At 55.8% G+C, this 13437-nt stretch carries 8 protein-coding genes and 1 tRNA gene; 3 read left to right on the top strand and 6 right to left on the bottom strand.

Annotated features, from left to right (window positions below; translation table 11 throughout):
- Positions 1-142: 142 nt before the first annotated feature.
- The gene (locus PT275_RS07360; protein WP_277153747.1) at positions 143-3496 is read left to right on the top strand and encodes a bacterial Ig-like domain-containing protein; all 3354 of its coding nucleotides are present in this window, start codon (positions 143-145) and stop codon (positions 3494-3496) included.
- Between the two features lie 244 nt (positions 3497-3740).
- On the opposite strand, the gene PT275_RS07355 is transcribed toward PT275_RS07360, so the two are convergent.
- The 3 genes from PT275_RS07355 to PT275_RS07345 all read right to left on the bottom strand — a co-directional run bounded on the left by PT275_RS07355 (position 3741) and on the right by PT275_RS07345 (position 7073).
- The gene (locus PT275_RS07355; RefSeq protein ID WP_277153746.1) at positions 3741-4226 is read right to left on the bottom strand and encodes a DUF5680 domain-containing protein; all 486 of its coding nucleotides are present in this window, start codon (positions 4224-4226) and stop codon (positions 3741-3743) included.
- A gap of 384 nt (positions 4227-4610) precedes the next feature.
- Positions 4611-5066, bottom strand: coding sequence for a sugar O-acetyltransferase (locus PT275_RS07350; RefSeq protein WP_277153745.1), 456 nt, complete (start codon positions 5064-5066; stop codon positions 4611-4613).
- A 1239-nt stretch (positions 5067-6305) separates the two neighbouring features.
- On the bottom strand, positions 6306-7073 hold the full coding sequence (locus PT275_RS07345; RefSeq protein ID WP_277153744.1) for a hypothetical protein: 768 nt from the start codon (positions 7071-7073) through the stop codon (positions 6306-6308).
- A 301-nt stretch (positions 7074-7374) separates the two neighbouring features.
- Here PT275_RS07345 and PT275_RS07340 point away from each other — a divergent pair, with 301 nt between their 5' ends.
- Positions 7375-7683 carry a tyrosine-type recombinase/integrase gene (locus PT275_RS07340; RefSeq protein ID WP_277153743.1) on the top strand — a complete coding sequence of 103 codons (309 nt, stop codon included), beginning with the start codon at positions 7375-7377 and terminating at the stop codon, positions 7681-7683.
- Positions 7684-7768: 85 nt separating this feature from the next.
- Here the strand turns inward: PT275_RS07340 and PT275_RS07335 are convergent.
- From PT275_RS07335 to tgt, 3 genes are all read right to left on the bottom strand, one after another.
- Positions 7769-7851 (bottom strand) — tRNA-Leu (locus PT275_RS07335).
- A 279-nt stretch (positions 7852-8130) separates the two neighbouring features.
- Positions 8131-9108, bottom strand: coding sequence for a nitroreductase family protein (locus PT275_RS07330; protein WP_277153742.1), 978 nt, complete (start codon positions 9106-9108; stop codon positions 8131-8133).
- Between the two features lie 279 nt (positions 9109-9387).
- Positions 9388-10875 (bottom strand): tRNA guanosine(34) transglycosylase Tgt, encoded by a 1488-nt coding sequence (gene tgt, locus PT275_RS07325; RefSeq protein ID WP_277153741.1) that lies wholly within the window; start codon positions 10873-10875, stop codon positions 9388-9390.
- A gap of 345 nt (positions 10876-11220) precedes the next feature.
- On the opposite strand from tgt, the gene PT275_RS07320 reads away from it, so the two are divergent.
- Entirely contained in the window at positions 11221-13176 is a 1956-nt protein-coding gene (locus tag PT275_RS07320; RefSeq protein WP_277153740.1) for a trypsin-like peptidase domain-containing protein, read from the top strand.
- Positions 13177-13437: the final 261 nt, after the last annotated feature.

The following is a 13437-nucleotide window of genomic DNA, read 5'->3' as shown; positions in this document are numbered from 1 at the left end:
AAAACAGAATAGGCAAAAACGTTCTATTGATTTGATGTCAATCCTTTTTATAATGAAGTTTATTGAGGCCTGAATACACAAAAAGTAAACCTATACAAAGGTTTGCTGTGCTATGGCCTTTGTAAACGAGAAAAAGGATATCATGAGAAAAATCAATAAGCATGTGACGGCTGTGATAGCAGCCATCGCGACTCTACTGGCGGTGTGCGGCGGCGTGGCCACCGCCAGCGCTTCCTCAGGCGAACAGTCACAGAATGATTCGACGCAGGTAGCCTCGGAACTGTTGAGGGACTATACCCCAACTACGGCTTTTAATAATGCGAAAGTTAGCGTTATCAACCAGTCTGACGACAATGCCTCATTCATTGGAATTTCAGGTCAGGCGCTTGTGCTGCATGTCAAGTTCGTACTCGATGCGGGAAGTTCGTTGAGCAATGGTGACAAGCTGGTGATCTCCATTCCCGGAGACGCCGTGGATTGGAACAACGTTGTCTTTAACGATTCCGGTGTCGCATCGATTGGGACTCTTAGCAAGGATGCCACTTCTAAGACCGTTACGTTCACATTGACCAAGGATGTGACGGTTCCGGGCAGTGTTGATTTCTTTATCAATGTGCGTTTCCAAAATGTAGCGACGGACAATAACACCATAACGGCCAGCGCGGTATCCGGTGGGACAACGACGCCTATAGATGTACAAAATCCGCATTATAAGACCTTATGGATTGACACTTCGGGAACGACAAGTCATCCCAATGCTCAGGCTCCAGGCTGTGGAAGTTATGGAAAAGCGTACCCTGATCCAGATAATTACGCATCGACTTCTAATAATAAGTGTTACTTCACCCCAAACGAGCCTTATATGGCTTTGTACAATGTTATCGACCCGGGCGATGCCACCAAACCGGACCTAGGCAGGAGCTATACCCTGAGCGTTCAAGGTCCTGATGTGTCGCTGAATCTGAATGATTTCCGTTTCAAAGACCTTCATTTCAGCAACAACACGCTTATGACTGCCTCCCAGATGCAGACAAAGTACGGCATCACGGCGGTCAAGAATCCTGATGGTAGCGTGACGATTTCGATACCCGATGGCATATCCGACACTTGGCTGATGCCGCTTTACAAGCTGTCGACTCCTCATATCGGCACCGCGGCGAATCCGGCCGAGTATCAAGTCAGATGGCAATACAAAACCACAACCAAAAACGTCGTAACAAATCTTGATGATTGTATTTCAGAGGTTCTGGTCTACCAGATTGGTGATACCACGGGGTTCGTTCCCAATATCGAGGCCAGCGATAAGACGCTGAAAAAGGGAACGGCTGTTGCCGACCGGAATCAGTGGCTTCTTGACGGCGTGACCGCGAATGATGTCGAGGATGGCAACCTGACCAGCAAGGTGAGCGTTAGCAATGACGGCGGCTTCGACCCGAACACACTCGGTGCGTATACCATCACCTACTTAGTGAAGGACGCCGATAACAACGCGGTGACCAAGCAGGCCAAGGTGACGGTCTATTCAGATGTAACTGTTCGCTATACCGATTCTGCGGGGCACGATCTGCAGAATGTAAAGGACCAGGGTGGTGCTGCCATCGCCAACCCGACCACAATCAGCGGCGACGGCAAGGTCGGTCAGAACTATCAGATTCCCCAACCCGCCATCATACATGCCGACGGCAAGGTCTATTTCTTCAAGTCCATGACGGGCGCGGCCTCCACCGCCGGCACGTTTGGTGATGCCGGCCAGGCCACGAATGTGGCTTTGGTCTATGGTCTGGATCAAACGAGCGTCAAGGCCAAGAACCTCAATCTCAGCGCCGGCGACTCCTATAGTGCGGCCGACGGCTTGGTTTCGGCTACGGACAAGGACGGCAATGCCCTTAATGTTTCCAATGTCACGGTGAAGGATGCCGACAAGGTCGATACCACCAAAGCCGGCGATTTTACGGTGGCATATACGCTCACCGACGTTGAAGGCAACCCGGTTCAGGCCGTTTCGAAGGTCACAGTAACCGACAAGTCCGATTTGCAGGTTAAGAACTCTGCGCTGAAGCGTAACGGAAGTTGGACGGGTAAGGCGAACTTCGTTTCCGCCACTGACGCCAACGGCACAGACGTGCCGTACGAGGATTCAAAGGTCGTGGTCACCAACCCGATCGACCCCGCCAAGCTTGGTCCTCAGACGGTGGATTATGCGTTCACAAATCGGGCAGGTCGCAAGTTGACGACCCAAGCCACGGTCACGGTCTATTCGGACGTGACGGTGCATTACGTCGATTCCAATGGCCATGCTCTTACCGGTTTGAAGGACAAGAGCGGCGCAGCCATTGACAACCCGGCCACGCTGACCGCCGGTAGCAGCCCGATTGGCAAGCCGTACACGATACCTTCGCCCGCGAACGTTTTCAGCGCTGACAAGACCTATTTCTTCACGGGTATGACCGGTGCGATTTCCGCGACTGGCACGTTCGGTGATGCCGGCCAGGCGACCGACGTGACATTGAGTTACGCGTTGGATCAGACGAGCGTCAAGGCCAAGGACGTTGATCTGACGGCCGGCAAGCCGTATGATCCGTCGCTTGGGTTCGTTTCGGCCAACGACAAGACTGGTGCCGCGGTGGCGCTCAATGGCGTGACCGTCGACGGGGCCAACGCGGTTGATACCTCCAAGGCTGGTACGTTCCAGGTGACCTACTCGCTGAAGAACTCGGCCGGGGATACCGTTTCAGCGGTGTCCAACGTGAAGGTGACGGACAAGTCGAACGTGACTGTCAAGGACAGCTCGATCAAGCAGGGGACTGCCTGGAAGCCAGAGGACAACTTCGTGTCGGCAACGGCCGCGGATGGGTCAAATGTGCCGCTCTCGGCCATGACCGTTTCCGGTAGCGTGGATTCCTCCAAGCCCGGCAAATACGATGTGACGTACTCTTTGCCTGCGTTGACCCGTGGGGAGGCTGAGCCTTCGCATTCGGCGGTGGCTCATGTCACGGTGGTCAAGGCCGTGGCGGTGACACCGCAGCCGGGCAACGGCGGCAATGGTAACGGGAGCAACGGTGACGGTAATGGAAGCCATGGCGGCGGTAATGGCAGCAACGACGGGTCAAACTCCGGCAATGGTGGTTCGAACTCCGGCAGCAACGGCGGTTCTACCACAAGCAACAATAACGGTAACGGTGGTTCGACTTCGGGTAACAACGCTGGCGGCAACGGCTCGACCAATGGTGGCAACTCCAGCAATGGAGGTTCATCTTCCACTGGTAACGGCGGTTCGGCTTCCGGCAGCAACGCAACGGGTCAGTCCAGCGCCGTAGGCAACAGCGCTTCCAGCAACCAAGGTTCCGCGTCGTCGGCCGGCAAGTCCTCTTTGGACGGTGCTTCCAGTGGCTTGGCTACGACGGGCTCGAACGTGATCTTGCCGCTCGTCGTGCTGATGATATTGCTGGCGGCTGGTTCGGCGCTTACCGTATTCGTCGTCAAAAAGCGCCACTAAACGGCGATCTCCAATCTGACTACGATAGAATGGCCAAGCCGTAAAAGCGGTTCTCCCACGTCGGATTGAACGGTCTCTCATCTGCTCAAAGGACCGGTGCGAAGGAAATTTCCACCTTCGCGTCGGCCCTTTGTCATATATAAAATTATTGGGTTATGGAATTTCTTGGAACGGTTCGCAAATTTGACTTTTGAACAGTAATCAAATGAGCTGATATGTTCCGATTGCACGTACTGACATCCGGCTATTGCAAGGAGCCGCCGGAATAGTGCAGATGATAAACGGGCAATGAGCCGGCGTAGATGGTTTCCTCGCCGCTGAAATCTGATATATCGCCAATGTACCGGTTTGTATAACGATATTCACCGGCCTCGAATGATGCTGGTCCACGATAAGGTGCGTCAGAGCTTACTTTTCGCAGCGCAAGTTTCAGGAACCGGTAAATTTCTGTCGCGTTGCCGTCTCTGTTTTTATTGTCTGGATTAGTGCTGTTGCTCAGTATTCCGCCCGAATAGACCATCGACCACATTGCTCGTGACTCGTCCTCTACGATTTCTTGGCCGGCAAAATGCAAACTGCCGTAGTAGATATCGCGGTAATGCAGGTTGTCTTTCGCGAACCTGAACTCGTGCGATCCGGGGAATGCAGGTTCAAACGTAACCGGTTTTTCTGCGGCGTATGTGGCGGCTTTTGCACTGACCAGAAACGACGACAACGATGTTGAAATCACGGACCCAGTTTACCAAGGATGAGGCGGTTGGTTGCGGATACGACGTCGTACGAACGCGGGTCATAGACCGGGATATTTGGTTTATAGCTGGGGTTTGGCCGTGTGGAAGTATGTGTTTCGTGCTGTTCTATTCCAGAGCCTATGTAAAAACTTGAGGTCCTGGAATCGTTGTAATCTCAACGTTTCCAGAAGCCGTCCAGTTCCATTATGCCGGACGTTGAATGCGGTACGGGTTCCGGTGCTTCAAAAGCGTAAGGAAACCGGTTTTGTACCAGTGAAGTATTTGGAGTCTAGGCGATGCCTGATGCTCTGGTGCTTATGGTTTCGGCTGGTTCTATTCACTGCTTTCAGGAAAATGGCAGGGTGCAATTACGAAACGGTTATTTACTCCGTGACATCAAGTTTTCGATTACGGGAATAAAGCTTCTTGTCCCGTTCGCCAATTGGCCGCAATACCTTGCAGGGAACGCCAGCGGCGACAACGTTCGGCGGAAGGTCTTTGTTGACAATCGCCCCTGCTCCGATAACCGTATTGTCGCCTACCGTGACACCGGGAAGAATCGTTACGCCCGAACCGATCCATACGTTGCAGCCGATGTGGACGGGAATCGCGTACGTATAACGGTGCTCTCTCAAAATCGGCAGAATCGGATGGCCCGCCGTCGCGATAACGACATTGGGGCCGAACATGCAGTCATCGCCGATGAATATATCGGCATCATCGACAGCAGTGAAATTGCTATTGCAATAGATGCCCTTGCCCATATGCACGTGATGGAATCCCCAAGTCGCATGTGCCGGAACCTCGATATGGCAATCAGGGCCGATTTCAGCGAACATTTTCTTCGCAGTTCGTTTTTGCCTGCTGTATCCGTCGGGTGCAGTTGGTTGAAGTCGTAGAGCAGTTCCTGATATTTCCACTGATCGCCCACTATTGCAGGGTCGTCATAATGATAAGGAAGTTCTTGAGCTCGTCGTTGTACGTTATCCATGAGGTATTCCTTTGTCGGCTTTTCGCAATTTGGTATGTGCGGGGTCGAGTAGCGCTGGTTTCTCTTCCATAGCACAATCAATGCCGAGTCATAACCCTATAAAATCGTAGCCTTTTCGATGGTCATATTCTTCCGGCCTGAATTCTATTTAGAAGTGCAATGCTGTTGTTTCCGGTTGGTCAGAATGTTATCGGTCCGATTGGCCCTACGGCGGAGTCTGGCTTATATTACGCGTGGCGGGGGAAAGAAGGCCTGTATTCGTGAGCTTTTTATAGCTCCAGAATGCGGGTCGGTTCAAATCGTGATGTGCCGGGTTCGCTTCACCCGACGCCATCCATTGATTGTCAATCCTTGACCTTGACGCCCTTGGTCTTCACGGTGTCGAGAAGGACTTGCGGTTGCGCATGCCCGTCGGCGTCCGCGCGGACGAGGAAGCCTTTGGCGTCGTCGGGCTCGTCGCCTTTGTCTATGGTACAAAGACCGGTGAGGCTTTTTTCGTAGACCGAGTATGTGAATGGGGTCGAACTGTTAAAGGAAACATCTATAGACTTGTGTATCCATTTAGCAAAATCCTTATTGAAATTCCCCCACTCACCATCTAATTGTTGATTGGCAATTACGATGGCCGCCGTTTCGCTTTTGAGGGCACGGCGGCCGGAGCCTCAAAAGCTCATGCGCACTAGGTGGTAGGGAGAGTCCGGACTGTCGACGAACGCCGACAGCGGGTCAAACGTCTGCACAAAGCCGGCAATGGGCGCCGGCGGGGCGTCGAGCCTTGCCAGGCGTTCGTGGGCCATGTGCCGCTCGTTATCGCTTACTCCTTGATCGGAGGCCGTGTGGCCGTTGGATGCTGGTGCGCCGACGGCGGTGAGCCTGCGCGTGAGCGCGTGCGGGGCATCCTCTTAATAACGAAGCTAAGCCTTATTCCGCCACTGGCGCGTGAGCGCGTGCGGGGTGTCCTCAACGCATGCTGCGGAGTGTGTTTGACCGATATTCCTTCTTTTTGTTGGTTGTTGTTTGTTATTGTTCCAGTACTTGTGACCGGATCGGTGTGTTTCTTTGATGCAAATTCCTAAATGGCTGAGGTTCAGATATGAATGTCGTAATTCTCGTATATTTTGGTAGTCCCGGAATGTGTTTTCACGGCCTCTGTGTTCCGGTCCACGGCGTCCGAAATGTCGCTTCCTGCCAAGTACGTGGCCATCAACTGTTCAGACGCCAGGAAGTTGGCGGTTTCCTGCTGCTGCTCCACGCGGGCCTGGTGCATGTGGTTCTCGTACAGGTTGATGGCCTCCCCGAGAGTGTTGGCCCGTCCCTGCCGTACGGCTTTGCCCATGAAGCTCGATGCCTCCACGCTGCTGTATTCCGGCGGGTACCAGGGCGCGACCCTGTCCGCGTAGGCCCGTTGGACCTGCGCGAGGCGCTGCCTGAAGGGCGTGACCTGCTGGAGGTATGCGCCGTAGGCCTCGTTGTATATCGGCTGCTCGCGGCGGCGCAGCATCGGGCCCAATATCGGAGCCAGTATCATACCGATGATGAACGAGTCAAGGAAGATGGAAAGGAAAGCGCAGACAAGGGTGTAGATTCCTTCGGCGCCTATGCTTCCGCCCGCCAAGAGAATGAACGCCAGGAAGGCGATGAACAGCGCCGACAGGATCGCTGTCGAGATCAGTTCGATGCGATGGGTGAGCATTTTGCTGCGCTTCTTGGTAAGTATCTCCCAGGCCATCCGCCCTTGTTTGGAAAGCTGTACCGAGTTGATCTGCCGTTGAAGGGCGAGGGCCGCCCCGATAAGGTTCGCCGCGTCGGCGAGGCCCTCCGCCAACGCTGGTCCTGTAGGTGCCGGTCGAGTCATGTTCCTCTCCCTTGATGCCGTTCCGTCGCGGAATGGCATCCTCTCTTAAAAGAACTCGTACAGAGCGTAAGCATAATAGTAATGCACGACACATTAGTGTCTTTTTCCGCATATACATGGACTGCGACTGATGAATGTCGGGAGGCGTCATAAGTCCGCCGGATAAGGCGTTGCGTTTGGATCAGGTTCAGAGGTCGCGCTTGGTACCCCGGAACATGGAAAGTCCAGAAAAGTCCCGATGCCGAACGCGGTGGAGGAAGCACTTCGTCCGCTGGTCTAAGGCAAGCGACCTGGTGATTTGGTGTTTGTCGATAGGCGTGGCGGGTATATGCGTCCGCAGAGCACTGCCAAGAACAACAGAAGCTGGTTCGCCAAGGCATTGAGGGACGCGGGACTTCCGATGATTCGTGCCCATGATCTGCGGCACACGGCGGTAAGCATAGCGGTGAGCTCCGGCGCTGACGTCAAGGTTGTGCAGCGTATGGTGGGGCATTCCTATGCGACGACGACGCTGGATACCTATAGCGATGTCTTTGATTCCGATCTTGACGATGTTTCCGGCAACGTTGACAAGGTGATGGATGAGGCGCTCCGCAGAACGAAAAAATAAAAATTGTCAAGTTTTGGGCTGTTGCTGGTAAATGAAGAACCTCAGAAACGTTGAAATTGCAACGATTCTGAGGTTCTTTTAGGCGTGCGAGTAGGGGGAGTTGAACCCCCACGAGCATACGCTCACTGCCACCTGAAGACAGCGCGTCTACCATTCCGCCATACTCGCAGACAAATAATAAGGTTACTGCTCAGTGCCGACGAGCGCAAGGGGTTTCAGCGGCGCGTGTTGTCCGATTCTCGGTTTTGCGCAGGGAAGGACTGGCCCCTTGCGGCATCGGGAAGCGTCGTGGACGCGACGAAAAGCATGAAAAACGGTCAGGAAATGTGCTTTTGGTCGCGTAAAGGAAAGTTCAGAACGTTTAGTGCGACGAAAAGCACGGAAAATGGGCGAAAATAGTGCTTTTGGTCGCGCTAAGCCATCGATAACGTCCAAGAGTCGGGAACGTCACCGTGCCCACACGAAATTGTCGGTGCCGGCGCCGATTTCGAAATTGCGTTTGGCACAGCCCAGGCCGACGTGGGCGAACAGGCCGGGCGTAATGCGCGCGCTGGCGATTTGTGCGTCTTCAAGCGTGAATTTGAACGGTTGCTGGCCCAGAGATGTCGGGGCAAGGGAGGCTGCGGCGATACCGCGCTGGAACCAATCTGGGGCATCGGCAAGCGTGGCGTCCGGTCCAAGACTTTCGGGCAATGAACACAACGAATCCAATGGCTTGCTGTGATGTTTGGCACCGGCCCGCGCCGGGTGGCCGAACGCGAGAATCCACACCACGCGCTCGCCGGGGTCAAGTTCCCACCAGCCGGTCGCGGCGTCGTCGAGCACGGCCCACGAGGTCGCCAGTCCAAGCTGTACGAGTGTCAGTGCGAGCTGCTCGCCGTAATAGCCCACCTTTTCCTCGATTTCGGCCTCTTTCGGCGGAATCGGATCAACGATTTGTGCGGGCGAATTGTCGTCGTGATTGGTGTTTGCAGCCGTTTTGTCGGCTTTCAAAGTAGCAGGTGCGTCGGCGGCTTGCTCGTTTGCGCGCGAATTGCCAGATGATTTGATGGGTTGTCGGGTTGTATGCAAAGCCGGGCTTGGTTCGGTGGAAGTTCTCGGGGCATCCGTGTTGGGATGAGCCTTCTTCGCCGGATGCAAATCGTAAGGCTTGTCGATTTGTGTGACAAGAGCGATGGCGTTGTGCACGCCGCTAAAGCGACCGTAATGCGTTTTGTAGCCGCAGAAGGCGTCCTCGAGCCCGGCGGCCATCTGGAAATGCAGGCCGGAAGCGGCGTTGCAGCGCTCGACTTCGGCGGCGATTTCGTCAAGCTGGGACTTGCCGACAGGTTCGTCGGTATACATACGTACGGAATGGCGCTCCGTCATCGCCTCGTTCAGATCCATCTTGCCCTTCTGCCTGTTGTCGGTGAACATTCCCATCATACCGATTGGCCTAGTATTGCGCGGCAAAGTGCGTCTTGTGCGCACGGAAAGGTGACGAATGGTACATCTTGTGCTAGTGGAGAGAGACAGAATCTATTCGATTTAACGGGTCGTGTAGTCAGTCTGGGAAACAGCGTCCAAGCGGATTTTAGAGCCCGTTTCCCCCAAGCAAGTAAATATTAGGCGAACTCTCTGCATGGAAACGGACTTTTGGGTTGCTCTAGAATCCTTTTGCCAAGTAATGAACGTTCATAAATTGCAGGATTGAGAGGATTGGCCTCACCCTTTGGAACCGTGGGCATAGTAGCGAGCCAGGGTCTCGTCGCGGAACTCGTCGAAATAGCCGCCGTCGATGGAGGCGCGGATGTCGTCGAGCAGGCGGATGAAGAAGCGCTCGTTGTGGATGGTGGCCAGCGTCGCGCCGTTGATTTCGTGCGCCCGCAGCAGGTGGTCGACGTAAGCGCGCGAATAGTGCGTGCATGTATAGCAGTCGCAGCCTTCCTCCAGCGGCCCGAAGTCGCGTTTGTTGGCAGCGCGCTTGATGTTGTATCGGCCGTCGCGCGTGTAGATGGCGCCGTTGCGGGCGCAGCGGGCGGGGGCCACGCAGTCGAAGGTGTCGCCGCCGTTTTCGACGCAGGCGAAGATATCGTCGACGGCCGCGATCCCCAGGACGTGCCGGGGCCGCGATTCCGGCATTTCGTCGCAGATCCACGCGCAGGTGTCGCCGATGACCCGCTTCTCGATGGCCCCGCCGATGCCGACGCCGTCAAAATCGAGCGAGGCGATTTCGGAGGCCGCGCGCCGTCGCAGATCCTCGTAATTTGCGCCCTGCACCACGCCATAGAGCGCCTGATATGGCTTGCCGACCCGTTCTGCCGTAAGCCGTTGGTGCTCGGCGACGCAACGCCGCGCCCATCGGAAGGTGCGTTCGACGGAACGCTCCTGATAGCCGCGCGTGTTCATCAGCGTGGTCAGTTCGTCGAAGGCAAACATGATGTCAGCACCGATCTTGTGCTGGATACCCATGGAGATTTCGGCGGAGAAGCGGTGTTTGGAGCCATCGAGCGGCGACTTGAAAGTGACGCCATCCTCATCCACGAAGGCCTTGCGCTCGCGGCCGGGCGCGATGACGTCGTCCGATTTCATGCCGGTGACGTCCATCGCGAGCGTCTTCTTGAACCCGGCACCCAGCGAAAGTACCTGGAATCCGCCGGAATCGGTGAACGTAGGCCCGTCCCAGTTCTCGAAGCGCGCAAGTCCGCCCGCCTCGTCGATCACGGCTTCGCCCGGACGCTCGAAGAGGTGGAACGCGTTGGAAAGCAGGCATTGTGCGCCGAGTGTTTTCATGGTCTCCGGCAGCACGCCCTTCATCGCCGCCTGCGTGGCGACGGGCACAAAAGCGGGAGTGTGAATATCTCCATGTGGAGTATGAATGACTCCGGTGCGCCCGTAACGGGCGCCGCCACGTCCCTTGCCGGAGGCGGAATCCGAAAGCCGCGTGTGCTGTTCGAAATAGAATCTGCTGCGATCGCCGGGCTTGCCGGATTCGGCCCCAAGCGGGTGCTCGAGCAGCCCTGAATCGCTTGCTGCAAGTTGCGAAACTGAAGTGCCGGAACGGGTTTGCGCATATGCCGTGGCTTCCGAAGCAACGTCTTTATGACCTGGAATATGGTTTTGCGCGTTCGGATTGACTCCGGACGCAGCGTCTTTGTCTTTATCCCCAAGCTGGTTACCCGTGTTGTCTGCTGAAATGCTTGAAATATTCATGTCCGTTCCCGTTGTCGCAATTCCGTATTGTCCGCTTTGTCGTCGCGTAGTGCCCGGCGCGGGCCGCATCGTGCGACGAAAGTTGGTCCTAAGTTCACCTTAGGCGAAGCCATGCCGCAATTTGTTAGGTGACGGTTCGGTTTATGGGGGCCTATAAAATTGCCAAAGAACTGGGATTCGGCGAGGATATCAGGAGATTGGAACGAGGTTTGAAACTTCCTTTCAATAAACGTTCAGGAAACGTTCAGACCGGTTGCCTTTACTCGTTATTAGCGGTTCAGAGGTGGTGGAACGGCAGAGAAGTGCTCGGTGCCGTGTCCATCCGGAAAAATATAAGGAGCAGCAATGGCTGAGGACAACAAAGACGAGTGGAGCGGCAGTCAGCCTGCACGTCCGGGTGACGACGCGAACACGACGTCGGGATTTACTAACGATAGCGGTTACGCCGGCAATGGTGCGAGTGCGGAGAGCGGCAATACCGGTTACGCCGGTTCGCAGACAGGCAACACCGACAGCAACGAACCTGGCGATGCGCAATCCACCACAACCCAGGATACGAAAGACATCAACACCACGCCGACAGAAGTGTTCACCACAGGATACCGTCCTGACAACGCAAGTTCGACGGACACCACTTCGATCAATTCCGACAATGATTCAAGCCCGTACCGGCCGGCTCCGGAATACGGTGCCTACGGCCCCCTGCCCGATCACATCGGCAACGCCGCCAACAACAACTATGGCAATGCGAATGCGCCATATGGAAGTGGCAACGGGTCCGGGGCAAACACACCTATAAACAACGGTCCGGCTAGTTCTCCGGGCATGCCGTGGAACGGTATTTTCGGCAGCTCCGGTCAGGGGCAGAATCCGAATGCCGGGCAGAACGGCGATGGCGGCAATCAGAACAACAACGGTTACGGCAATTCCTATAACGGTGTGCCTGGCCAGTCAGGTCCCAACGGCGGTAACTTCGGTGGACCGGGCATGCCAAACGGCGGTTATGGTGACGCAAACGGTTACGCTCAGACCAAGTCACACAGCAATGTGGTCACCGCGATCGTCGCGGCCGTGGTCACGGCGGTGTTGTGTCTGGGTGTCGGGTACGCGGCCATTTCCAACGGTTGGGTCAACGTCCCGTCTTCCAGTTCAATGTCCGGTATCGCTTCCAACAAGTCCGGTTCCGGCACTGCCTCCGTCAAGGGCGGCCAGGCTCCGGACTGGGCCAGTGTTTCGTCGAAGGTTTCCGATTCCGTGGTCTCCATCACCACGCAAATCAGCCAAGGCACTACGCAGGGCGTCGCCAAGGGTTCCGGCGCGATCCTTGACACCAAGGGCCACATCGTCACCAACAACCACGTCATTTCCGGCGGCCAGACCATTCAGGTCACGCTTTCCAATGGCCAGATATATAAGGCGACTGTTGTCGGCTCCGACAACACCACTGATCTTGCCGTTTTGCAATTGCAGAACCCTCCGAGTGACCTTAAGCCGGTTGAGTTCGCGGATTCCAGCAAGCTTGCGGTCGGCGAGAACGTGATGGCCGTCGGCAACCCGCTGGGCTATGACGACACCGCCACCACCGGCATCGTTTCGGCGCTTAACCGCCCTGTTTCGGTGATGGACGACAACAATTCCGAAATCGTGACCAACGCGGTTCAGATCGATGCCGCCATCAACCCGGGCAATTCGGGCGGCCCGACCTTCAACATGGCCGGCCAGGTCATCGGCATCAACTCTTCAATCGCCTCCGCCTCTTCGTCCTCGGGCCAGTCCGGCTCGATCGGTATCGGTTTCGCGATTCCGTCGAACCTTGTCAAGCGTGTGGCCGACCAGATTGTTTCCAAGGGTTCCGTCGATCATGCGATGCTCGGCGTGACCATCAAGTCCGCAAACGTCGAGGCTGATGGCATCACCCGTGGCGGCGCGCAGATCACCACGCCTGCCACCGGCGGCTCGGCCATTGTCAAGGGCAGCCCGGCGGAGAAGGCCGGTCTGAAGGCCAACGACACCGTAGTGGCATTCAACGGCCAGGCGGTCGGCAGCAGCTCCGCGCTTCTTGGCTACGTCCGTGCGGCCAGCCTTGGTGACAAGGTCAAGCTCACCATCGTCCGCGGCGGCAAGACCATGGACGTCGACGTCACCCTCGATCAGAAGGAAACCGACGTCAAGGGCAGCAACCGCTCGGAAACCCAAAAGCAGAACGGTAGCAACGGCCAAAATGGCCAGGGTCAGAACGGCCAGGGTCAGAGCGGCAACGGAGACGGCGGCGGCCTCTTCGATCCGTTCGGTCTGTGGTAAAGCCGAAGGGTTTGCGCCGTGACCGGTTTCGGCTGGTTATAGCGCAGGCGGCAAGTTAACCGGACCCGGCAGCGTCCCCATCTAGAGGATGCTGTCGGGCCGATTTTGTTTGTTTGCAGTGAGTGGTTTGGTGTAATACAGATCCGGTGTTTTGGGCTGCCGGATCGCCTGTTATATGGTGTTTTCTAATATCTCCGGCATCGCTGATGGCGTCAATGCCTGAACACGTTATCGGATTGTCAACGTGCACCCGCTATACTG

The organism is Bifidobacterium sp. ESL0745, from assembly GCF_029433335.1.
Taxonomy (GTDB): domain Bacteria; phylum Actinomycetota; class Actinomycetes; order Actinomycetales; family Bifidobacteriaceae; genus Bifidobacterium.
This window is presented reverse-complemented; position numbering and strand designations above follow the sequence as displayed.